The organism is Propionispora vibrioides, assembly GCF_900110485.1.
Classification (GTDB): domain Bacteria; phylum Bacillota; class Negativicutes; order Propionisporales; family Propionisporaceae; genus Propionispora; species Propionispora vibrioides.
In genome coordinates, this window is record NZ_FODY01000004.1 from 218,987 (window position 1) to 243,746 (window position 24,760).

The following is a 24,760-nucleotide window of genomic DNA, read 5'->3' on the forward strand; positions in this document are numbered from 1 at the left end:
GGCCTATTTCGGCCTAGTGGTTTGTCTACTTTGAAAAAGTGAAAGAATTTGTGAAATTTTATTGCCAGACCACTAACTTCGCCTTCCGCTAAAAGCTTACGCAATGCGCTTGCCAGCTAGCGTCAGGGTATTGGTATTAGTCTGATATTCAATCAGTTCCTTATACTTTTTGCCGATATCCGAAACAGGCCGGACAAACACCTCGGAAGGAATGCCTTCCTCCCTGATTTTCCCCTCTTCCATCAGTACAATGCGGTCAGCCACATGCAAGGCAAAGGGTATCTCATGGGTCACCACCAGCATGGCACTGGAGCGGTATTTAGCCAGCTCCTCCATGACCACCAATACTTCCCGTACCAAAATTGGGTCAAGGGAAGCCGTCGGTTCATCCCAAAGCATCAGTTCCGGCTCAAACGCCAGGGCCCGGGCAATACCTACCCGCTGCTGCTGGCCACCGGACATTTCACCCGACTTGTGCGTGGCATGGCTTTCCATGCCTACCTTGCGCAGTGCCTCCCGGGCCTTTTCCTTAGCCAACTCCCGGGGCATACCGTCCATAATCAGGCCCAGCATGACATTCTCCTCCGCCGTAAGACGGCTAATCAGGTTGAACTGCTGAAATACAAAGCCGATCTTTTTCCGGACCTGTCGCAACTCCTCGTCGTTCATGTGCAAAATATTCCTGCCACAAAACAGGACGGAGCCGCCGTCCGCTTCAATCAGGCGGTTGACAGTACGAATGGTGGTTGATTTGCCACATCCCGACGGCCCCATCAACACGACGGTTTCGCCTGCCGCCACCTGAAGACTCACATCCTCCACCGCCGTCACTTTGCCAAAATGTTTCTTCAAATGTTGAATTTCTAACATGTCTGCTCACCTCCTTCCCTGTTTTATTTGAATTTCACCTTGCGGGTATTGAGTTTTTGCAGCAAACCAGGCCGTCCGGCAGGAATAACGATTTCCCGCATAATCTCATCGAACGACAGGCCGATAGCTTCACCGGCCATAACCTCTTCAGTTGACACAGGATTAATTTTTTCGGCGTAATTAGCCGCAATCAGTCCCAGCATAGCTCCGATCAGCGGTACACCAAGCCAGGGCAGATACGGAATACCACCCTTAGCCAAAATAAACATAGCCGTCAGCATGATTGCTCCCATGGCCATACCGTACCGTCTTTCCGGCGCGGTAAAAGTAATCGCCAGGCGGTATAACACACCGCGCCAGCCTTGGCGCGTCTCCTTGATCGTCAGACGTTTGCGGCGCATCACGGTCATGACCGAAGTATGATCCAGCGCCAAAAACACCAGGGTAATAATGATCGCCGTCATGCCGGCCAGCGTGGCCCGCACTTCGCTCAGTACCTTGTAAACCTCGCCCCGGGCATTAGGCTCCATGACGCCCAGGTCGGTTGAATAGAGCGATACATTATTGTGACCGGCCTTTTCATATACAATCGGCGCGATCGCATCGGTACTGATATTACGGCTGGTCAGAATCTGGATACGTTCACCGGGAATAACCTGTCCGGCAATAAACTTATCCAACAGCTTGATAGAATGGCCGATTTCCTCATCCTTTAGATTAGGCACAGCTGCCGACAAGTACTGTAGTTGCGCTGTAACCAGCGGGATATTGACTTCATCCAGCTTGGCCAGATGACTTTGCGCATCGGTAAGATTCTTTTTAGCGCCAGCCGCATCAAAAGCCCGCAAATTAGCAATAGTCGTTTGTCCATTGGCAGTGATTCCGTCAATGACGCTTTGCGCCTGCCGGGCCTGATCGGATACTGACTCCATAGCTCCCAGCGTCTGGCTGAGATTATTTAAGTTTTGCTGTGCTCCGGTAATATTGTTTACCGTATTTTTCGCATCCGGATTGATCAGTTGGAGCACTTGCATACCTGTGGCCAGATTTCCTAATGCCTGGTTCGAATTATCCACCTGGCTCCGTATAGCCCGGGTATCAAGGTTAGCCAGACTGCCAGTTACCGTCTGAATCGTACTGCCTGCCGCTTGCAAATTATCCAGCAGCTTCTCTAAACCGGCAACACTGGTATCATAATTATTCAATGTCTGTAAGGCAATATCCGATACGTTGCGTCCGTCAGCAGCAAAACCCGGAATCTGCGCTACTAACTTATTGGTTTCTCCCAAGGCATTACCCAGTTCTTGACGGGGATTGCGATAAGCAACTGTTCCCACGGCCTCGCCGACTACATTATTAGTCAGCTTATACCCCTGAGTATTGGTTAGCTGCGACGCATCACCCTGGGTAATCATGCCTTTCACCGTACCGTTAGCTTCCACTTCGGTCACTTCCACCAAAACATTACCTGTGCCGACCGGCGCGCCGTTAACCGGCGCACTTTCCGCACTGCCCTGAAATACCACGGAATCTCCTTTTAGCAGCTTGGCACTGTCGTTCAGCGTGATGGTAATGTCCGAAGCATAGGCTGCCAGAAAGCGCTTTAACTCCATCATTGTGCTGACGGTAGCCGTCATATCATCATCCTTGCCGTCTACCGAAACATTCTCCGCATAGTCGACTTTAAGCCGTTCCTTCATAGTATCGGTAATGGCTTGACCCAGACGAATCGGATTGGCCGGTTCGCTGCCTACAGGAAAACTGATTTCCACTACCTGATACTGCTGCAACAGCGACTTAATTTGCTCATTAACGGCTGACGATTTATCCAGCGAGGTCAAAATAACTCCAATGGAAGCACCGTCATGAAATGCAAAACTTACACCGTCAATTTGCTCAATCCGTTCAATCAACATATTGCGGGCTCCTTCTGGCACGCCACGCAGGGTCAGACGCGGTTCGGTCATAAAGCCTACACCGGCACCGCCTGGTATGCTGCCGAAGGTTTTCCCCATATTTTCATATACTTCTTTAGTCCGGTACTGAGCCGGTAACGATACGAAAAAGTTGGTTTTACCGGTAATGGTCGGTCCCTCCTTAAGGACTGCTCCCGGAAAAACATCATCAATAATTTTTTGTATCTGTGTCGCCGTATCTTGTTTCATTTCTTCACGTGACTGAATCACCAGATCATATTCACCATAGTCACCGACGAGGTTCGCCAGTGTCTTGGAAAAATAAGCATTGGCTGCTAACGATACCGTACTGGCGAGCAGTGACCCAATTACGATGCTGACAATGAGCAGGGTCAACAGGTCACGGTTAAAGGTATCGGTAAGCAGTCTTCTCATCATTCTTTTTACCGTATCCACTCTTTTATTGCTAATAGCCGGCATGAGTCACTCACCTCTTTTCCGGCTTATATTATAGCACGTATATCACTTTTATGTCTATTCGTATATACTATAATTGCGTAATGTATATACTGGAAGATCTCCTTCCCTACTTTTGTCATGATACAAAAGTAGGCAAAAAATCTAGGCCTGACACTCCAAAAGACTTGAAAAAGCGGCTGAAGATACTTCTACTCGACCTATTATCGACTTAAAGTATAGTAAGTACTTTACGGCTGTTGTCCTTTTGTCATTGCCACAAAAGGACCAAAAAGGCTAGGCCTGTCCTCCAACATACTTGAAAAATGGCAGGCTTACTAAAATCCGTAAACTCGCTTCGCTCAAACAAACGGATTTCTTAACGTAAGCCTGCCATTTTTCATCCTACGGAACGTATATTCCCGGAAAAGGCCGACGGGGGAACGCCGGAAAAAGAATGGAGCTACCCTAATATTACTATTTCGGCAGCTCCCGCAATCTTGGTAATATTTATTGTTGAAGCACCCTCTTTCAGAAGGAAAAGTGCCATATAGCTAGGACAAAGTACACTAACCCAAAGAACAGTGGTTCTTTTAGCCCTTATTGATCCGGGGAGTGTTTCCAGCGGTTGTGTAGCCAGAACCATTCCTGCGGGTATTGGCGGATGTGGGCTTCGATAATAGTCGTCAGACGCTGGGTGGTTTGGCGGATATCCTCGTCCTTAACCTCGGTCTTATCGGGCCACACAATAGGATGCAGCAGCACGGTATGCGTTCCGTCCGGCTTCTCGGTAATAAAGGCCGGTACAATCGGCGCTCCTTTCATCCGGGCGAGAGCGGCGGCGCCTGTCGCCGTGGAGGCCCGACGGCCGAAAAAATCCACCCACACCCCGTCCCGTCCGGCATGCTGGTCCATTAACAAACCGATAATTTTACCCTGCCCTAGCATCCTGATCATCTCCCGGACGCCGGTCTTATAAGTTACATGCATGCCCGCCATGGTCCGGTATTCGTTGATAAAGCGGTCCATTTGTTCGTTGGTCTGCTTTTGCGCCACAGCGATCAACGGAAAGCCGTGCATTGCCAATGACGCTCCTAACAGTTCCCAATTGCCGGCATGAGCCGTGGCTATCACCGCCCCGTGCCCATAGGATAAAGCCTCTTCCAAATGCTCCTTCCCGTTAAGCTCCACGCGGCAGCCAATATTATCCGCCCTAAGCTCGGGCAGGCAAAGTACTTCGGTAAACATTCTCCCAAAGCGGGTCGCGCTGGTTTTGGCAATTTTCTGCGCCGTCGGTCTGTCTACCGCCAAACTCCGCATAATATTGTCAATGGCCATACGGCGCCGTTTAGGCGGCACCAGGGGCCAGCAGGCGGCTCCTAGCAAATTACCGGCACTGCGTTGCAGTCTGACAGGCAGCAAGCACAACAAACGGCTACATAATTTCACAAGCTGATAGATCATCAAGGATTCCTCCAGACATAAAGGGAGACTGACTGCGGGGGTGACACTGCCCGAAGCTTAGTCGGAATTATCCGGCGACTTAGCCATCGAATAAAATGCACTTACCATCAGTACGTATAACTAATGCCAAAATAGCTTCCGTGCTTCCGCCAGCCACCGTCTAGTTTAACACCGGGGGCTACGGCAAAACGGAGTCCATAATTCATTTGCCGGCCGTCAAATTCGGCCATAAGCGATGCCGTGGGCAAGTATTTTCCCGGCAGCACACTTAAAGAATTTAATTGCTTTTCCACGCCGCCAAACACGCCGTTAAACCGGCCGTTTCCTATACCGGCGTGCAAACGAATACCAAAGGGCAAGCTTTTGCTGGCTACTGCATACCAGGAAGTATCCCGGTAGCCAGTGAGACCTTCGACACCGATCGCTACAGCCGGCGTATTCACCCGCTCCTGCTGCAGGGAGAACTTGGCGTTTAGTCCGATACGCTCACTGTCCCGGTCACGGAAGATAACGGCCCCCACTTCGGTCTGTGGCGCTACATGAGCAGTAAAGGAAAATTGATTTCCTTCGACGACATGATAATAGCCGGCCGATACTTGTCCCTCGCGCAGCACATCAGCCGACGGATTGTCAATCATACCGGTGGAACCAGCCAGCGAAGGAGCCGCCTGAACGGAACTGATACAAGTTAGCAGCGGCAATAAGAAATAAAGCAGCCTTCGCATTGATAAAATCCCCCTACTTTCAAAGACATTGGTTCTGTATTCATATTCAGCATATTCTGTCGGAAATCCTGCCGGAAACAAGTGCCAACCAACACAAAGGCGGTCAGGAGTTACCTAACCGCCTTTGCCTTACTAATACCTTTTAAAGTCTTATCCGTTATTCCTTCGGGGACAGCTCCGCCACCCTTTTCTCCAGTTCCTTTACCTTTTTGACCAAATTGGGCAATTTATTAATATAGGCTTCGGAGCGCAGCCATTCCTTGTGCGGCCTGGCCGGGAAACCGGCATAAAACGAGTTGGGTGCCACATCGCCAATGATGCCTGCCCGTGCGGCAAATACACAGTTGTCGCCAATGGTAATATGACCGGTGCTACCTACCTGCCCGGCAAAAGTAACCTGATTGCCTACCTTGGTGCTGCCAGAGATGCCGGTTAATGCCACAACAAAGCAATTTTCCCCAATTACTACATTATGGCCTAAATGAACCAGATTATCAATTTTCGTTCCCCGTTTCACAACGGTACTGCTGGTAGTGGCGCGGTCAATCGCCGTATTGGCGCCAACCTCCACATCGTCCTCAATAATGACATTCCCTACCTGAGGCACTTTATGATGACGACCCTGGACAGTCACAAAACCAAAACCGTCACTGCCGATGACTGCGCCGTTCTGCAGGATAACCCGGCTGCCGATCTGGCAGCCCTCCCGGACCGATACATTAGAGTAAATCAGCGTATTACTGCCAATCACCACACCGGCACCAATATAGGAATGGGGATAAATCACCGTGTTATCACCGATTACCACATCATCAGCCAGCACAGTATGAGCCATAATGGCGACATTTTGTCCTAAGGTAACCCGGTTCCCGATGACGGCCGTAGGGTGAACTCCCCGCTCTACTGCCACAGGTGGTGTAAAGTGTTCCAACAGTTTGGCAAAAGCCATGCGGGGATTATCCACCCGGACAGCCGATTTGGCAAATTCATGAATATCAGAAGGGATGATAACGGCAGCAGCTTGGGAAGCTGCCGCTTTTTCCAGATGAGGTGGCACAGCAAAGGTAATGTCACCGTTGCCGGCCTCTTCAATATTGGTAACTCCTCGTATTTCGACAGTTTCGTCTCCCACAACGCTACCACCGACTAACTCAGCAATTTCGCGTAACTTCATTTCAACCAAAAGCCTCCCCGGGCACTATTGCAGTTTACTGATCACTTCATCGGTGATATCCGTACCGCCTTGGGCCACCCCGTTTTTATAAAGAACAATACTCATTTTTTTATCCTTAGCCACTTGCTCCAGTGTTTGCTTGATGCTAGTGTCGATCTGGCCTTCCATATCCTGTTTCATTTTCAGAAATTCATTATAGGCCGCTTCCTGGCGTTTTTGAAACTCCTCCGCTGAAATGTTCGGTTTATCTTTTTCCAGTTGGTCACTCAGTTCCTTGCCCTTGGTATTGAGCTGGTCCTGGAACTGCTTTACTTTCGGGCTGTCGGTCATCACCTTGTTGACATCCAGCACTCCGACATTCTGGGTTGAGCTGCAGCCGCTAAACAGCAAGGCCGCAGCCACCACTGCAACCAGCAGCAGCAAAGTTTTCATCGTACGTTTCATCCTGTTTCCTCCATCCTTAAGTGCATAGCGTTAAGAAACAAACCTAGTTAGTGCTCCACCAGCTCTGAACCTACAATTTCTTCACGGACCTTTTTCCGTAAAGCTTCGTTGTCGTCGGCTTACCTATGTCCGCTAGGTACGCCTCCTCCGCCTTGCCTTACGAAAAAATCCTCGCAAATTTAATTTGCAGTCTCAAAGTTGGCGGAACACTGGCTATTTCTTTAAGACATAGTATATACCGCCCTATGGCTTCTTAAACTCGGCAATTACGTCGGACGTAATATCCACCGCACTGATATTCGTATTTACATTGGTCAAAACGGCGCTTAACCCTTTGGCTGTTGCAATTTGAGCCGCCTTATCCCTTACCGCTTCGACAATGGTATCTTCCAAGTTTCTTAGTTCCTGCTGTTTAGCTGCCAATTGCCGCTCCAACTCTACCCGTTGCGGGTCACCACCGGACGGCATGCTGAGAGAAGCGCTTGTACTTGGGATGCGGGCGGCCGCTTCCTGCTGTTTGGCCACTGCCTGTGCCGCCTGTTCTTTCCGGAGCTGCTCAGCGTATTGATTGAGCTCTGTGTTGGCACCGGCCTGCTCCTGTTTCATCTGTTCTGTCAGTTGGTCGGCCAGTTCCTTATCTTTAGCCGCAATTTTTTCATCCCGTTCTTTTTGCAGGGCCTCCATTTGCTTACTTAGGCTGTCTATTTCTTCTTTGCTTAACTGTACCGTTTTCATTTTCAGTTGCAAATTAAAAATTTGGGGCTGATAGTTTGGCTCCACTTCGGCCGTATAGGCCTTTAATTCCTCGGCTATTCCGGCCTTAAGCTCTGCCGCTTTTTTTTCCAGACGCTGAGTAAGCTCATTTTGCTTGGTCGTCATTTTTGCCCGAAATTCTTGTTCCAGAGTAGCCTGTACGCCAGACATCACCTGATCGCCATAACTGCCGGACGGTGAGAGATTACCTGACGGGGTTGCAGCGGCACCGGTCTGGGCTGCGGCCAGCTGGGCTTCCAGCGTAGTGATAGCCTTTTGCAGCGGCTCATGCTCGCTGTATTTCGGATGGGCCTGCACCGCCTGCCGCATATCGATAACACCGACTGTTGGCGCGGCGGGAGGAGGCGTTGTATTTTGTTGGGAAGACCGGGAACTGCAACCGGTAACAAGAACTGCGGTAACTAAAAAGAGTAAAAAAATCGGTACCTTTCGATTCATTCCGGCTCCCCCCTTTCTAGTGAAGAACCGAGCTGGATTACCTGCTCGGTTCAGTAAGCCTTATTTATTTGCTGGCGCCGATTTTTTTCAATACCTCATCGGTAATATCCTGGCCGCCATAGACAACATTACTTTTATCCAATACCACGGTCAAACCTTTAGCCGCCGCCACTTCCTGAATAGCGCTTCTGACTTTATCCAGTACCGGCGCCATCAGTTCCTGCTGTTTTAAGCTCAAGCGTTGCGAAGTCTGCGAATAGTACTGCTGTTTTTCCTGGTCGTTCATGCTTGCCGTTTTGGCATCAAAATCTTTTTTGGCTTGGTCAATTTCCGCATTCATGGTTTCCTGCACTTTGGCAATGTCCGGATGCTGGGAAATGACCATCTGTTCGTTAATCACACCGATATTCGACTGACTGCTTGCACCTGCCGCGTAGGATAAATGGCTCTGCGATAAAGCCAGACCCACGATTCCCAACACAAAAAATAATGCAATGGCCACTGTAACCAGTTTTACCTGTTTCTTTTCCAGTTTCAACATTGTAACCCTTCTCTCTTGCCGTACGGCATCAATTTTGTCCTTTTCTATTATAACAAGGAGCTTCGGCTTGTTCAACCTACAAATTACCAACTAGCCGCAGCCAATGATCGTTTTCATCAACAACATATTCCAGGCTCGCAAACTCATGCAGCTTATAACGAATCCCCAGTTCATTGTGGTGATCCTTCACCGTATGCTCCAGGCGCATATCCCACGACGGACTCAAATGCTGCCGGAGCCAAAGAATATTTTTGCCATGAGTCAGTTCATACTTAAATCCGGCTGTTGTACTAGCGGTAAACCGGTGACCCCAGCCCGGTTCCAGCTCCCAGGATACCGTACCGGGTACAAAGCCGGCTTCAAAAAAGGCTTCATTGCGATTGTCCAGGTACTTGCCGATATGCAGCTTAGCCGAAGTATTATTCTCCTGCCGGCCAAAATCCAGATAACCTTCCAGCCACAATTTATAACGGCTGGTTTCCACCTGCAATAGTACATCGGTGTCCTGACCAGCATTGATGACCGGGTTTACCGTTAAGCCGTATTTCCTGATCGTCTCGGGCGAAACGGCCGTTGTCGCCAAAGCACCGGTAAAATAAGTGTTATGCCGCTCAACGAAAGCTACCGGCAATCCTCTTAACTGCCTACTTAACGCATCCACCGCAGGACGCATTTGGAACAACAGCAAATTGGGAATGGTCTCCGAACGCAGAGAAACCGTAGTGTTTTGAATGGTTTTCCCCATAGGTACCACTGACACCCGGATCATGGTATGCTGTCCCGGTACAATATCCATGCTGGGCCGAAATTCCGGCAACTGTTCATCGAATATATCGCGAATCAGCGTTTTAGTTACTGCTCCCGCCCAATCAACAGCGTCCACCGGCAATCCCAGTAAAACATTGTCAGCTTTTTCCTCCAGATTCCCCAGGTCTTTTTTAAGCAAAGCAACCATCTCCGGCGAAAGGCCGCCATAGTCATATTCCCAGTCAACCTTTTCCACCGTATCTCCCCAGGGAGCCACTTCCAGCGTAATGGTACTGTTATTGCCCGGCTCAATTTGTACCTGATAGATTTCATAACCAATGAGCACCCGGTCAAATACTTCCTGTATGATTTTTTCATAAGCCGCCTCATTAGCAGCAATATCTGCCACCTTATGACCCAGCAGCACATGCTCTCCTACCGTATTGACACTGGCCGCCATCCGCTTTGCCACCAAAACAGGCGGTTTAGCCGCTCCCGGAGCGGGAACAATGACAACAGTAATAGAATCTACCACCGTAGCCTCAGCCGCGCCCGCCACCGTAGGCAACAAACAGAATATAAGCAGCAAGCACAGCCTCAGGCAACAGCGCAAAGGCTTCTTGTTCATAGCAGGTACACCTCCAGGTGCAACGGTTTAACATTTTTTCTCATCAATGAATAGTGCAAGAGTCAGGCCTGCACCTGACTCTTGCCTGAACAATCGTTCTCTGTCGAGAAGCTTGTCCTCTATCCAGTTAGAACTGACCGCCAAAACTAAAGTGAGTTTTAGCGCCCTCCGAACCCTTAGCCAGATCCAGGCGAACCGGTCCCAGCGGCGTATTGACCCGCACACCGACACCGACACTGCCCTTCAGGTCGTTCAACTTATAGCCTTCGCCTTCCCAGGCGTTGCCGATATCACTAAAGACAACACCCTGTACCTTTTTGGCTATCGGGAAACGGTATTCCACCGAACCCAGCAGCATCTTATCGCCTTCAAACTGGTCATCGTCATAGCCGCGCAGGCTGTCGCTGCCACCGACATTAAACTTGCCGCTTTGCGGCATTTTGCCGTCGGCATAGCCTGCTTCCGCCCGCACTGCAACAACCTGGTCCTTACCAACCTTGTAATATTTGCGGCTTTCTGCCGTATATTTATTGAAATTGAACTCGCCGCCCATAAAACGGCCAGCAAATTCTGCCGATAAGGAATAGTAGCTACCTTCAGTCGGATTGAACACATTATCACGGGAATCATATACTCTTGATAAGGTGACACTGTGGGTCAAGCCGAAATTATCCTGTAAATATTCTGTATCATTACTTACATCTGTACCTGACACATGTTCCACATATTTGTCGTCCCGGCTTTTAAAGGTAATGAAATTTTTCATATACTCATTTTGCGGCCGGCCCAACGTAACATCCCATCCCTTGCGGTTCCGGTCGTAAGTCGAAAATGACTTGCCATTCTGATAATCGGTATACTCATTGGTCATATCATAAAAGTTAAAGCTGGCCGAAGTTTCCTTGCTGTCCAGCCAAGGCTTAGTATACCCAATGCTGTAGTTCTTATTGTTGGTATCGCCGCCAAACTCCCAGTGGATTTTGGCTTTGTCACCGGTTCCCCGGAAGTTATTGTCCCCCAGTTCAATAATACCGATTAACCCGTCATTCTCACTGTAACCACCGCCGATGGTAAAGGTACCGGTCTTTTGTTCCACCACATCGGTTTCCAGCACCACGGCATTGGGTTCTTTACCCGGGTTCAGTTTCATGTTAACGTCTTCAAAATAACCCAGGTTGTACACTTTCTGCATACTGCGGCGGGCATCCTTTACATTAAAAGGTTGTCCCGTTTTCAGTTTCATTTCACGGGTTATAACATAGTCCTTAGTCTTGTCGTTTCCTTTTACCTGGATGTCTTCCAGCATGCCTTCATTAATGGAAACGGTCAACACTCCGCCAGGACTCATCGACACATCACTGACCTTAGCCAGAATATAACCTTGATCATGATAATACTGTTCAATGCCTCTGGCATTTTCATTCAGCGTCTTAGTATTCAGGATTTTTCCTTTTTCCAGTTTCAGTATATCCGTAATTTTTTCGGTCGATACTTTGGTATTGCCCTGCACGACAATATCGGTCAATACAGGGTTTTCCATAACGGTGTATACTACCTTGACGCCTTCAGGCACTTCCGTAAAATTAGCTACCACATCAAAAAAGTAACCTAGTTCGTAAATTGCCTGCATATCCTGTTTGACAGCATCCGGGGTCAACGTACTACCCGGCTTTACCTTGACAGCCGCCATCACCGTGTCTTCCGGGATGGTGGCATTGCCGCTAACAGCAACAGCCGTAACCGTTTTACCGGTTATATCGGCAGCATATGCAGGAATCACAGCAGAAAAAACCATACTCAGCCCAAAAACGGCAGCTACCAGTAGCTGTCCATAGCGTCGCAGCTTTTCCATGAATGACCTCCTTATCTAGTTTTCCAGTACCCTAAAGTACTTCATACGGATAACAACCGCTGTTGGCAAACTATTGGCCCCGCAGCGATTTTCCCGCCACCCGGACCAATTTTTGCATTTCATCCGGTGATATGGTCTGTTCCTGTTTTTCAGGTGCAGCCGGGCGGGGCTCCGCATGAGATTTAGCAACCGGTGGAATAATCTGTTGAGTTTTGGCTGGCTCTTCAGCCGTCTGGGACGAGATTTCCGGCGGCGCCGGCTCTTCAGCAATGTTGGTCTGGGGATGTGCTGCAGCCTTGGAAATGCCGGACTGAGCCGTCAACTCCGTTCTTCCGGCCCCCTGACGGATAACCGCCGGCACGGGAACAGACTGCGCAGCCTGATTCTGCCACCAATACACACCGCCTGTGCCAATAACACCTGCCGTCAGAGCTAAACAAATAGCCAATCCATGACGCAGCAGCGGATATTTATAACGCCACTGCCGGGAGCGGTGCTCTTCCTTAACATGCTGCAATTCGGCCTGCGCCAGCAGCAAATCAAGTTCCCCCCGTATATCCCGCTCCTTGTCAAAGGATTCCTCAGCCCGTAATAGCCAATGGCGGGCCGATTGCAAACGCTCAACCATATGCTTTTTAAAATCAGCCATTTTCACCACTCCTATTATAACCACAATCCTATAGTCATGAGAAGAGGCCAGATTTTGGTCATCCAAAAATCGCCGAATCTAACTAAAATTTCAATATTTCTCGTTATTTTCTCGCATTATCTTACAGTTTCAGCCGTAATTCACCTGTTTAACCGGGTTCTAACCGTCGGCACAGCCGGCTCACTTCACCAATTCTGCATAAACTTGGACAGCATGCCGCGAATCCGGCGAATACCTTGCTTCTGCAGCCGATAAATATGGGAAATACTCATATCCAAAGTTTCCGCCAACTCTTTCGGTTCCTGCTCTTCCAGAAACACCCCGCTCAGTACCAATTGTTCCTTGGCCGGCAGGCGCTGCATGGCCTGCCGGACCTGATCCAGCAAGTAATTGTGCTCGGCCTGCTGGGAAACCGCCGGTGCGGTATCCACCAGATATTCGCCCAGAGTACCGCTTTCCTCGCCTTCCACCGGACTGTCGATATAAGTCCAGTTCTTCTTTCCCTCCCGCTCCAGGTAATTCATAATCCTTCCCTGAATGCGGTATTTAGCATACAGGCTGAAAGCGACGCCACGGGTATACTGATAGCTTTCTACCGCCTCAATCAGCCCCACCGTACCCTCCTGAATCATGTCCATAATGGCCGGATGATCCGTCCGGAACCGGGCCGCCGCTTTAAAGACCAGAGGCTGGTAATTTTCAATCAGCCGGCGGCGGCTTTCCAAATCGCCCGTTTCCTTATACTGCTGCCACAGCAAAGTTTCCTCTTCTCTCGTCAGCAGGGTAATCTTCTTCAATTCAGCCAGATAATGCGCGATGGTCATGCCAAATCAGCCCGCCTTCTCTCAATATACGCCAGATTAATTAAAACCGGTATCTGGCCTCTATACCCAGTCTATGATCTTTTTCATCATCGGTGCCGCCGGTTATGCTGATCCGGCGGGTAAGATCGTAGCGAAAATCCCATTTGTAGCTATTATGGTCAATGCCCATATTATACGTAACCATAAAACGGTCTGTCAAATATTTGCTTACTTCCAGATTATATCCCTCGCGTTGTCCTATTGAACCGCTGGCAGCAGAAGAGTCAGCATCCCCGTCCGTAAAGGTGTCGCGAATCACATGAAATTCATCGAGCCCTAAAGCATTCTGGAAAATATTTTCCACTTCACTGACAAACCGCAATTGCAGTCCGGCATCGAGCACACTCATCAACTCATCCTTACCCAGGCCGCTTTCTTTATTATCCTCGCTATAGTAGCGGCTGCGCAAAGTTAACAATGACAATAATTCCTGCTGACTCATCTCCGGATCGGATTCCAGGGTAAAGTTCATTTCGCTAACCGGGCCATTGATGCCCAGTGTCACTTTGGTTCTTTGCAGCTTGGTCTCGGCACTCAGCCGGAGGACCGGCTCAAACGAGCCAAACTGACTGAATTCAGCCACCGCTTCCTTGATCGTAAATTGAGTCCGCAGATAACTGACCGTTCCCCGCTTGGCAAAGAAGCGGCCTGAAACATCCGGACGCTGTGTCGTGCCGGCAAAATTCACCCGGCCACCGACCTGGATATCGTACAAATAGGGATTATAGAGCCTTACCTTGTTGCCGGCCGATACTTCCAGATCCAAACCAAGATTGAGGTCAGAAGACTGCAGGTCAGGAACCAGAGGAATATCAATGGTATCATTCTCCAGCCGCAACCGCCCGGCCAAAACCGGCCGGCCCCGATCACTTTTCAGCGATAGATTTCCGTTTACCGGGCCTCTGAAATATTTACTGGTAATGAACGGATTATTCAGCGCGGCAGTCAAATCGTAATCAGCCAGGGAAAATCCTTGCAACCGAGCTGAGCCGGTCACCTGATAAGAACCACTGCCCATTTGGCCTTCAAAGGTATTTACATTAATTTTATCATTTTGAAACTGAATATCAACCCCTACATTCTGGATGGGATCGTTTAACATGGCTAATTTCACAGTACCGTTTTTGACTGAGACGTGCCCGTTAATCCTTGGCCGGTCCAGCGTACCGCCAAGCGCCAGCTCTCCTTGGGTAGGCCCCTGGGCCCAGGAAATTTCCTTACTTAAAAACGGCAGAATGCTCAAATCGGCTTCATCCAGCCGGAGCTTAAGATCCATCTGTTCGCCGTTCTCCGTCTGCTGCCGCCGGGACGTGTCAAGTGCGGCAAGCGGCACAGTGCCGTAGGCGCTGGCCCGGTAAGGCCCCTTGCTCAACAGCAATTGATTCACATTGATCTTGCCGTCATCAAACCTAAACAAACCGTACAATGAATCAAACGAGGCATTTCCCACACTGCCCTGGGCAATTTCCAGTGACATGTCGGCATGGGGCTGCTTAGTCTGGCCGGAAAGCTGCGCCGCAAAGCCCAAATTCCCTTTCACGTCCACCGGACTGTCGGCCAGGACGGCCAGAAGGCCGGCATCAATATCCCTGCCGCCAACTTCCATCTGGATGGCCCCGTTAAAATCGGCCGTACCACGAATTGCTAAAATGCCTGTTCCCTGCTGAGCCGTAAAGGTATTGACGGTAAGAACATGGTTGACCAGCGAGGCATCGATCGAAATATTTTCCAAGGGATATTTTTTTATTTTACCGCTGATCATATTGCCACTAAGCCAGAAATTCGGTTCCGGCAGCACGCCGCTCATCCGGATGGTGCCATTGAGCAGCCCTTCCACTTCCTGAGCAGGCACATTCAGCACCGGCAACAGGGAAGCAAGATTGCCGTTGACCACATCCAGGCTGCCATATACCTCATTGGAGGCAATGTCGATTCCACCGCGGAAAGTAAAGCTTCCTTTATCCTGTAAAAACTTTAAATAAGCTACTTCCAGCTGATTATTGTGGAAAGTAAGGTTGGCAGACACTGCCGACAGATTCTGTCCGTTAAAGCTAAGCCGCTCTGCCGCCAGATCACCGTCAAACAGAGGCTGGTCTACCGTACCTGTCAGTTTGCCCGCAAAATTTGCCTGACCACTGACCGGGTAAGGGAAATTCACATGAAGTTTCCCCAAATCAATGTCTTTAGCCACGACGGCAAAATCTAAACGGTCATCGGCACTGACCGTACCGGTTACACTGATTTTCGTATTCAGCGAATCAATCATAAAATCCTGGATCGTGGTCACACCCTGTTTTCGTTGATAGCGGCCTTCCGCCCGGGCAATCAGCTGCCCACGGAAGCTGCCTTCCGTCAGGTGCAGTATTCCTTCCAGATTATAGTTTGAGAGCGGTCCGGTTACCCAAACCTCATTATCCACATTACCGGTTAATTTCTCACCGGGCAGTAGCCAATCAACCAGATTTTCCGCCCGCACCTGGTGAGACAAAATATGCAAATTCACCGGCCGGTCACCGCTAAGTCCAAGGCTGCCATTGATTTCATGACTGCCTGCCCCATGGGACAAAACCACCCGGTTCAGGCGAAGCAGTTCCGGCGTTGCCTCCAGTTGTCCCTGAGCCTTGGCAAAAGGCTGCTGTAAGACCTGTCCGTCGGTGGCTGTAAACTCACAGGAAAAATGAGGCTGCGTCAAAGTACCATCCACACTGCCATGAAGATTGGCTGTTCCCGCCAAAGGCAGTTTATCCACTACCCCGGCTAAAGACGCCAATGGCAGTTCCCGGCCATAAACAGTCAACCGTATTGGCTCGCCGGTTAAAGGCACCGTACCACTGGCCGTTACCGTTCCCTGCCCAATTTGGCCCTGTAAATAGTCGAGGTTTACAATGCCATTTCGGTGAAAGAAACCTGCTTCCAAACCGGTGAAGGAAACACCGGCGGCCGCGCCGGAAGCCATATGCACCGTACCGCCAATACTTGCATCACCGATAGCCCCCTGTCCGTCAATCAGGGCTGATACATCAGCATAGCCTGACAGGCCCGCTGTTCCCACCGGTACCGCCTGGGTATTAATATGACTGCCTGTAAGTTGCAGATAGTAAGCCATCCGTGCCGAATCAAACACGCCTTGAAGCGCTACATGCCCTTCCCAAAGATCGGCTTGTACATCCTCCAGGGTTACCAGCTTGTCAGACAAACGCAGCGAAGCTTTGCCGTTACTGACAGGCACACCGCTTACTGTTCCCTGGGGCAGGGAAAATTGACCCTTTACCGCAGGATTATCCAACCGTCCCGAGACAGCAGCCGAAAAAGCCACCGTGCCCTGCAGCGGCAATTCCACCGGCAGTACCGACGGATCAAAACCAGGCGAAGCGACCGTCAGATCAACCACCGGCTCCTGCCCGGCAAAAGTGATTTTGCCGCGCAAGGTCAGCGGCTGTTGCCAGACCTTCACCGCCGTATCAAAAAGATATACGGCTTTATCGGTAAACGCTATGTGGCCGTTGATATTCCGTACCGAGACCTGTTCCATATCCAGTCCGGCCTGCACCAGTTCGGCTTCACCGGCCAGTCGGCTATCGCCTTTGCTCTGCTGCCAATTGACCGTAACCTGCCGCAGCCGTCCTTCCACCGGTTTTAGAGCGCTTTCCGCCGGAAACAAAGCGGTAAAATCAGCCAGCGTAAGCTCTTCCGCCCAAACAGTCAGCGACTGGCCACTGCTGCTCTGTACTACGCCTTGTGCCTTGACCGGCTTGCCACCGTACAGCGCTGTTCCTTTAAGCGCAATACCCGGCTTGACGGAAAAATCAAACTCCCCCTGGATATCCGTCATAGCCCAGCTTTGTCCTGCGGCCCGGATAGCGGCAGAACCATTGATAATTTCCACAATTCCGTAAAACGCCTGCTCACTGCTGGCTTGTTGCTGCCATAAGTCTTCGATATTCCAGCCACCGGCCGGCCGGCGGTCAAGCTGCATCACCGGCTCCCGCACCGTAAGGCGGTCAATCGCCGCTGCTGCCGATTTTCCCTGCAAAACAGCCCATAGACTAAAATCTACCGTCACCGCCGGACTGCTGGCAACCAACGCCCGGTCTTTATCATAAACAGCCATATTGCGGACAGTGACCGAATGGAAAGAGTTAACTTTCAACTCCCCGACCTCCACCGGCACTCCCAAAGCATTCGATAATTCCTGTGCCAATGTTGGCGACAGGGACGCCATCACACTATAGCTTTTATTCATGCACCAGATACCGGCAGCGGCTATTGCCACAACCACTGCCAACAGTACTATCTCTTTTTTCATCCTGTCACCTGCCATGCCGCTTCTTTAAAGCATACTTATTTTTTGTTCTTCGACATGGCTGTAATATCTTCCTCTGTTACCAAGCCGGAATAATCTGCCACATTTTTTTCTATTGTAACCAGCGCAGAATACTTGTACTCTGCGTAACCTAAATACATGGATAATTTTGCAGGACTAATGGCCTTTATTTCAAGAAATTTTAACAAAGTACGAAATTGTAGAGACGTTTCGAATAGTTTAAAATACGCCCAAGCCAGAAAACCCTTGTCCATACTGTCCCGGTATAAAAAATGCCAGCCGCGTAAAGTCTGCCGGCTGGCATTCCTCTTGCTGCCGCAGTTGGCTGCGACAGATTATGTATTTTTCCAGTTATTGGACCGGCACACCCATGGCCCGTTCCAGATCAGCCTTGCTGGTGTTGTAATCATACAAAGCCTGGATATAGTTGGTCTTGGCTTCAGTCAGCGCTACCTGGGCATCCATAACGTCCAGGTTAGTTCCCACACCGGCCGTATAACGCACCTGGGCAATCTTGAAGTCTTCCTGCGCCTGATCAACCGCTACCTTGCTGGTATCAATCCGTTTTTCCGCTTCCTTCATGTTAAGGTAAGCCTGACGAACTTCCAGTTGAACACTGTCTTTGGTCTGATTTAGCGTGTGGCCGCTTTCTTCCAGAGTGGCCTCAGCTTGCTTCACGCTGGCCTTGGTAGCACCGGCATCAAAGATATTCCAGCTCGCTTTTGCGATAGCATACCAGTCCTTATGATTATCTCCCGGAAAAGTAGGATCACTTAAATCGGTTCCAGCGCTTACCGTAATAGTGGGACGATAACCCGCTTGAGCGTACTTCACAGCTTCCTTGTTGATTTCTTCACTCAGTTTCGCCTGTGCCAGTTCGGGACGTTGCTGCAATGAATAGGCAATGCAATCGTCCATGCTCAAGGCATAGGGCTCATAGCCCAGTTCCTGTTTAATCTGCAATTCGGTGCTTAAGGGCTGGCCCATGACATTATTTAAATTGGACACAGCCAGTTGGTAGTTATTCTCCGCTTTGATCAGCGACTGCTGTGCATTGGCCAGCTCCACCTGGGAACGAAGCACGTCGGTCTTAGCCACTGTTCCCACCTCAAACTGGGCCTGCACATTCTGCAAATGGGCCGTCAGATTTTCCACCGATTCCTTGTCCACCTGCACCAGGTTACGGGTCTGCAATACGGTAAAATACTTGCTTGCCGCATTATACTTCACTTGCTGCCGGGCGGCGTCAACTGCTAGATCGGCTGAAGTCAGTCCCAAACGCGCCTGCTTGATGCCACTTTCTACTTGGCCGCCGGTATATACATTCCAGCTAACCGACAAGTCGTTGCTAAAGTTTTTGCCTTCGGATGTAGTCTTATAATCGTAATCGTACTTACTAGCGGTGTGCGTTAAGGTCCCGCTGATCGATTTTCCCGCTTCTTTTTCCTTTACCTGCCAACGGGCATTTTCCCTACTTGAATTGGCTATTTTTATTGAATCGTTATTCTTGAGCGCTAAGGCGATACTGTCTTCCAACGATAACTCCATCGGCGCCGCCAGTACAGCCGCCGTGTTTAACAATAAAAAACCTCCGGCCAGCATAGCTGCCAAGTGTTTTTTCCATCGGTATTTTCCAGGCATACCCTTTCCTCCTAACATCTGTATCACTTACGCTGACTATATAGTCAACTCATTTTATTATATGGTAAAATGAGCCAAGTGTCAATTACAGTCAGCAGGCTTCTATTGCAGCAAAATCCCCCGGATTTTCATCGACGACGGCAGGCTGTCCACCTCTCCTGACCGCAGCCATTCCACCGGCAGATTGGCCATGGCGACTTCCAGTTCAAACAACAGATGGGCTTCCTTGGAGACGGCATACAGCGACTGATCGATCTGTTTGACCCCCTGCAAAGTACCCGCCTTTTTCATATCACCCAAAGTGGAACCAATACCGATGCCGTCTTCCGTTTTAAACCGCTCATCATATACCCGGATACCGTCAATCGTTTGCTGCTGTCCCTGGCGGCTGACCGAAACACTTAAGACCATAGCCGGCGCTTTCTTTTCCGGTACAAAAAGCTTAACCACCGGATAAGGAATGCCATCCCGGTTTTCAGCCTCGAAGGTTACCAGGCTGCGGTCATAATGACGGTACAGGCTTTCCACCGACCGGCCGATCTGAACATAACCGACCCTGCCGTCGGCCAGCAGAAAATCGGGATTAACTTCGGTAGCCGGCGTTTTTTCCGCCTGACCGGCAGTCGCGGCGCCGGGCTGTTTTTTATCGGCATTGCGCATTTTCTCCAGTTCCTCAGTCAGCCCTTTAGTTCCCGCCCTGGTCAGAGCATCGATAATCTGCGGATTTTTATAAGTTAAGGCCAGGGAAACCATCGTATTGCCGTACAAATCCCGGCCGTTAGGCTTGGCGCCGGTTTGCAGCAGCGCCGCGACCACCGCCGGCTGATTGTATTTAACGGCTAGCATCAATGCCGTGCTTTCATCAAAATTCTTTTTATTCACATTAGCACCCTGTTCCAGCAGCATTTGCACCATCTCCAGACGGCCAAACGCCGCCGCCGCCATTAAGGGAGTAAAGCCGTCACTTTCCCGCTGGGCATCCACATCCATCCCGGCCGACAAAAACAGGTTAACAATCTTTTGATTGCCGCGCCCGGCGTACTTGACCAGTTCAGCCGGCGACAGTTCGACTCCCAGCCCGGACAGCTGGTTTTCCGGACTGGCCTCAGCCTGACCGTGGTTTTTATACATACTGAAACCGATGAAAGTGCCTACACAGAGCACAATCACCAGCATCACACTGGCGGCAATCGTCATGGCATGCCGCTGAGAAAAGCTGCCCGGCATAGCCTCGCTCAACGCTTCTGCCTCTTGCTTCTCCGTCAAGCCCTCCGCGACAGCCTCGGTCACAGCCGGAGCATTCCCGTCCATCTTCCTCCGGTTAAAAAAAGGCAGCCTGCTATAGGAGAAACTCCCGGCCAGCTTACCAGCCCAAGCCGTTAGCTTAGCACCCAGGCCAACTTTTGCCGGTTTGTCCTCCACCGCCGGCTCAGGCACTGGAGTGGTCACGGGCGGCGCTGAATCAGGCAGGGGAGAATCAGAACGGTCTTTGCCGCTTTCCGGTACTGACGGAATTTCTTCCTGCTTCGGCTCATTCAGCTTAGCTAAAAAAGCCTCAATCTCATCCTGGCTCATCGGCCCTTCTGCCGCAGGATCGGGGCTTTCCGGCGCTGGCGGTGCTTGAGGCGCACTTGCCTCCGTATTCATAGAAGCCATCAATGCTTCTATTTCCTCCGGTGTCATCATATCATTGGAAGAAGGCATGGCATTCTCTCCATTACTTGAAAATTTAAATATAAATACAAAATAAACAAAATAAGCTTGCTATATTATTCTATTTTTCTACAAAATTTCCTGTCTTTTTCGGGAAATTACCAGGAATTTTTACAAGCCGTCCCCCTCTAGGTTATCCCCGGTCCGATTGACAATCTGTTTTGCCCTATGATACCATAGGACTATAAATACCAAGGGGAGTAGCCTTACAGCATATGTCGTCAAACACGGATTTTTTAAATCCCGGCTATGCTGGCAATTTTCTTTTGCAAGCCAGACCTTGACTCACGAATGAGGCAGGGTCTTTATTTTTTGGGAGGCGATATAGCAATGGATTTCTTACCCTCTTTTTCGCTCGAATGGCTATTAGGATTCGGCGGCATCATGCTGATTGATTTGGTATTAAGCGGCGACAACGCCGTAGTCATTGCCCTTGCCAGCAAAAATCTGCCACCTAACGAACGGAAACTGGCTATTCGCTGGGGTAGCGCCGCCGCCGTAGGACTGCGCATTGTACTTACCTTCACGGCCGCCTCCCTGCTGGATATCCCCTATCTCCGGTTTGCCGGCGGATTGGCACTCATCTGGATTGCCATCAAACTGCTGGACAAGGACGAGTCCGAAGTAACCTGCCACAAGGCCGCCTGTCTGCGGGAAGCTATCAAAATGATTGTCCTGGCCGACGTCATTATGAGTCTGGACAATGTATTGGCCTTGGCCGGTGTAGCCAATACCGTGCCGGAAGGCAAATACCTGCTCATTGTGCTCGGTCTGCTGGCCAGCATTCCCCTGGTCATGTTCGGCGCCCAGGTACTGAGCCATTTAATGGACAGATTTCCCATTATCGTGTATGCCGGTGCCGGCATTCTGGGCTATGCCGCTTCGGAAATGATCGCGACCGATCCGGCACTGCACGCTTTCACGGCCAATTATCAGACTCTTCTCCACATCACTCTGGTAGTGCTGGTGTTGGTGGTCGGCTATGTTCAAAAACACCGTGCAGTCCGTTAACATTCCATGACAATATGCCAAGAGGGAAGCTGCGTCACCTGTACCACTGCAGCTTCCCTCTTGGCATATTGTTTTTAATGCTAACTGCTCCAGGAGGAACTGTCACCATACACTGTCCCGGTATTTTCATACGACTGAATGGCGCTGACCAGTTGACTTTGGCTAACGCCACTTACCGAGTTGCTGTCCGCCTGCTCCGGCGGTGGTGGAGGCGGCATCATGCCCGACTGCCCCTGAGCTGTATTCAGCAAGGCCTGCAATGCGCTCAAATCGGAATCGGTTACCGTGCCGTTTTTTACCTTTTCCAGAAAGGACTGCAAGGTCAGTGTACTGTCAGTCGCATCGGTGCTGTCAGATGTTGTTTGCGCAACCCCGGTCTGGCTGCCCGATTGCGCCAGGACACCCTGGATACCGCTTACATCGGTTCCCGTAGCCGTACCGCTTTGCACCCTGTCCAGAAAAGCACTGATAGCATCCTCGTCACTGGTTGTCGACGTAAGGTTGTCCATCGATGGCGGCGGCGGTGGCATCATCATGGCCATAGCCATATCGCTGCTGGTCTCATCGGTTCCGTCATCGTCGCTGCTGCTGACAGGCAGCAGGCCCTGACTCATCATACCACTGAACAAGTCTTGAATCGAAGTGTCATCCAAATCAGTACTGCTAGTGGCGCTTTGCGCCTGGCTATCGTCTGTTGCGGTAGTGTCCGTAGTACTGTTTGTCGAACTATTTTTCCGGCTATGATGGGGATAATACATCCAGTTGTTACTAATAGAAGAAATTGACATTATTTCACTCTCCTTTACTGATAGTGGTCGCTGTAAGTTGCTTCCTGTTTTATTGTCGCGGTACTCTATTGGAATACACTTTGAAAATTAAACGAATATTCCATTGGCCAATAATTTTTTGAAAACTTTTATCGAAAATAGTCACAAAAAAAATACAGCTATTTATTAGCTGTATTTTTCTCAGGCTGTCGAAGAACCCATGGCTTTTTAGAAACCGAGAGCCATGGGTTTTCTATGTAACAAAGAAAATATTGAAAAAACGTAATAATAGACAATAAAAAAGATTGCTGACCCCCTACGCTAGTCTTGCGAGGTGATTGGCAATCTTCTTCATGTTTTGACAAGCAGCCGTTAGTAGCGCCTGCTCTTGTACGTGCTCCCTACCCCTAAACCGACAATAGCGAAGACCGTGCAGTTCTTTAGCATCTGCAAAGCTTCGCTCAATGGTTTGACTTCTCTTCTTATATAGCATCTTCCCCGACTTTGTAAGTCGGTTTTGTCTAACCCATTCTTTAGACTCTTCCCACACATGTCGCGTGATAATCTTTTTATGGGTCTTAGAGCGGGTGCAACTTTCTAGCATAGGACAGCTCTTGCATATCTTGGGGTCACAATGGTATTCTTGGTAGCCTTCGCGGTTAGTAGTCCGATAGACTAAGTCTTGTCCGTTAGGGCAAACATACTTTGCATTTGCTTTATCAAAAGTGAATTTCCACTTAGGAAATAGTCCTTTGGTTGACTGAAACCGTCTGTTGCCAATTACAGCAAATATTTTTTTAGCTTGCAGCTCCTTGCAGATAGATGCTGTTAGATAACCGGCATCAAGTGCTACCGCTTCTACTGCAAATTTGAACCTTTCAGTTTGTCGTTCAAGTCTTTCGATGTAAGGAGAAGCATCGTGTACGTTTCCGGCGGTGATATGAACATCGGTGATGATGTTATATTTAAAATCGACTGTACGATGGTCTAAATAAAAGAACCCTTCCGGTTTACCCGTTCGATACATATAACCACTTTCCGGATCAGTTTTGTTTATTTTTACTTCCCTTTCCTCAACCACTTCCTCTCTAATATCTAGGGCTTTTTTCCATGTTCTTCGCGATCTTGGTTGATTGCCGAGCCTAGTTGCTCTAAATAGGCCTGAGTGGAGGGAAAGACCATTTGTTTTTCCCATTTCTTCTTATTGGCGTTTGCCTTAAGATGGGTAGAATCAGAGAAGAGAACACGCCCACCCACCATGCGATGGCGCATAGCCTGCTCGACGATTTCATCAAAGATTTCCTGAAAGATAGTGGTGCCTTTAAAACGAGAGTGTCGGTTCACACTTATCGTGGTATGGTCAGGGACAGGATCAGTCAGGCCTAGCCCTAAGAACCAGCGGTAAGCGTTGTTTGCCTGAATCTCTTTTTCGAGCTGTCGCTCAGAACGAATACCATATAGGTACCCTATAAAAATCATCTTAAAGAGTATCACGGGGTTTACAGGTGGACGGCCATTGTCCTGGCAGTAGTAGGGTTTGGTCTTCTCATATATAAATGAAAAGTCTATGTATTTTTCTATCTTCCTGAGAAGATGGTCCTCAGGAACTAATTGGTCGATACAAACCCATTCAAATTTCATTTGTTGGGGTGCTCGTTCTTTTAGCATATCGTTACCCTCCTAATAAAATTAGGTCCATATAGATTATTTCTACATGGACCTTCAAAAACCATTTTCATAATTATACTTTTTCAACAAGCTGA

Annotated in this window: 18 protein-coding genes; 1 reads left to right on the plus strand and 17 read right to left on the minus strand. The window is 49.6% G+C overall.

Annotation, left to right across the window (positions count from 1 at the left end; translation table 11 throughout):
- Positions 1-96: 96 nt before the first annotated feature.
- The 15 genes from BMW43_RS05550 to BMW43_RS05625 all read right to left on the minus strand — a co-directional run bounded on the left by BMW43_RS05550 (position 97) and on the right by BMW43_RS05625 (position 21,210).
- The gene (locus BMW43_RS05550) at positions 97-870 is read right to left on the minus strand and encodes an amino acid ABC transporter ATP-binding protein (protein ID WP_091744612.1); all 774 of its coding nucleotides are present in this window, start codon (positions 868-870) and stop codon (positions 97-99) included.
- A 23-nt stretch (positions 871-893) separates the two neighbouring features.
- Positions 894-3,266 (minus strand): hypothetical protein, encoded by a 2,373-nt coding sequence (locus BMW43_RS05555; protein WP_342725056.1) that lies wholly within the window; start codon positions 3,264-3,266, stop codon positions 894-896.
- A 576-nt stretch (positions 3,267-3,842) separates the two neighbouring features.
- The gene (locus BMW43_RS05560; protein WP_091744614.1) at positions 3,843-4,706 is read right to left on the minus strand and encodes a lysophospholipid acyltransferase family protein; all 864 of its coding nucleotides are present in this window, start codon (positions 4,704-4,706) and stop codon (positions 3,843-3,845) included.
- Between the two features lie 107 nt (positions 4,707-4,813).
- Positions 4,814-5,431, minus strand: coding sequence for a YjbH domain-containing protein (locus tag BMW43_RS05565; RefSeq protein WP_091744616.1), 618 nt, complete (start codon positions 5,429-5,431; stop codon positions 4,814-4,816).
- 157 nt (positions 5,432-5,588) lie between these two features.
- Positions 5,589-6,605 (minus strand): UDP-3-O-(3-hydroxymyristoyl)glucosamine N-acyltransferase, encoded by a 1,017-nt coding sequence (gene lpxD / locus BMW43_RS05570; RefSeq protein WP_091744618.1) that lies wholly within the window; start codon positions 6,603-6,605, stop codon positions 5,589-5,591.
- 24 nt (positions 6,606-6,629) lie between these two features.
- The gene (locus tag BMW43_RS05575; RefSeq protein WP_091744620.1) at positions 6,630-7,049 is read right to left on the minus strand and encodes an OmpH/Skp family outer membrane protein; all 420 of its coding nucleotides are present in this window, start codon (positions 7,047-7,049) and stop codon (positions 6,630-6,632) included.
- A gap of 243 nt (positions 7,050-7,292) precedes the next feature.
- On the minus strand, positions 7,293-8,261 hold the full coding sequence (locus tag BMW43_RS05580; protein WP_091744622.1) for a hypothetical protein: 969 nt from the start codon (positions 8,259-8,261) through the stop codon (positions 7,293-7,295).
- Positions 8,262-8,325: 64 nt separating this feature from the next.
- A complete protein-coding gene (locus tag BMW43_RS05585; protein WP_091744624.1) occupies positions 8,326-8,802 on the minus strand; it encodes an OmpH/Skp family outer membrane protein in 477 nt (158 codons plus the stop codon).
- Between the two features lie 76 nt (positions 8,803-8,878).
- The gene (locus tag BMW43_RS05590) at positions 8,879-10,177 is read right to left on the minus strand and encodes a hypothetical protein (protein ID WP_245732234.1); all 1,299 of its coding nucleotides are present in this window, start codon (positions 10,175-10,177) and stop codon (positions 8,879-8,881) included.
- A gap of 127 nt (positions 10,178-10,304) precedes the next feature.
- Positions 10,305-12,029, minus strand: coding sequence for a BamA/OMP85 family outer membrane protein (locus tag BMW43_RS05595; protein WP_091744626.1), 1,725 nt, complete (start codon positions 12,027-12,029; stop codon positions 10,305-10,307).
- Positions 12,030-12,099: 70 nt separating this feature from the next.
- Positions 12,100-12,678, minus strand: coding sequence for a RodZ family helix-turn-helix domain-containing protein (locus BMW43_RS05600; RefSeq protein ID WP_091744628.1), 579 nt, complete (start codon positions 12,676-12,678; stop codon positions 12,100-12,102).
- A 185-nt stretch (positions 12,679-12,863) separates the two neighbouring features.
- Entirely contained in the window at positions 12,864-13,502 is a 639-nt protein-coding gene (locus BMW43_RS05605; protein WP_091744630.1) for a sigma-70 family RNA polymerase sigma factor, read from the minus strand.
- A 40-nt stretch (positions 13,503-13,542) separates the two neighbouring features.
- Positions 13,543-17,847, minus strand: coding sequence for a translocation/assembly module TamB domain-containing protein (locus BMW43_RS05610; protein ID WP_177173472.1), 4,305 nt, complete (start codon positions 17,845-17,847; stop codon positions 13,543-13,545).
- A 369-nt stretch (positions 17,848-18,216) separates the two neighbouring features.
- Positions 18,217-19,506 carry a TolC family protein gene (locus BMW43_RS05620; protein WP_091744637.1) on the minus strand — a complete coding sequence of 430 codons (1,290 nt, stop codon included), beginning with the start codon at positions 19,504-19,506 and terminating at the stop codon, positions 18,217-18,219.
- Positions 19,507-19,608: 102 nt separating this feature from the next.
- Complete coding sequence (locus BMW43_RS05625) at positions 19,609-21,210, minus strand: ankyrin repeat domain-containing protein (RefSeq protein ID WP_091744639.1); 1,602 nt, start codon at positions 21,208-21,210, stop codon at positions 19,609-19,611.
- 339 nt (positions 21,211-21,549) lie between these two features.
- Here BMW43_RS05625 and BMW43_RS05630 point away from each other — a divergent pair, with 339 nt between their 5' ends.
- Positions 21,550-22,230 (plus strand): TerC family protein, encoded by a 681-nt coding sequence (locus tag BMW43_RS05630; protein WP_091744640.1) that lies wholly within the window; start codon positions 21,550-21,552, stop codon positions 22,228-22,230.
- 80 nt (positions 22,231-22,310) lie between these two features.
- Here the strand turns inward: BMW43_RS05630 and BMW43_RS05635 are convergent, their stop codons facing one another.
- Both BMW43_RS05635 and BMW43_RS05640 read right to left on the minus strand, forming a co-directional pair.
- The gene (locus BMW43_RS05635; protein WP_091744642.1) at positions 22,311-23,018 is read right to left on the minus strand and encodes a hypothetical protein; all 708 of its coding nucleotides are present in this window, start codon (positions 23,016-23,018) and stop codon (positions 22,311-22,313) included.
- Between the two features lie 295 nt (positions 23,019-23,313).
- A protein-coding gene (locus BMW43_RS05640) for an IS1182 family transposase (protein ID WP_091744644.1) occupies positions 23,314-24,665 on the minus strand; the annotation gives its coding sequence in 2 pieces (ribosomal slippage) (positions 23,314-24,095 and positions 24,095-24,665; 1,353 coding nt in all).
- Between the last annotated feature and the right edge of the window lie 95 nt (positions 24,666-24,760).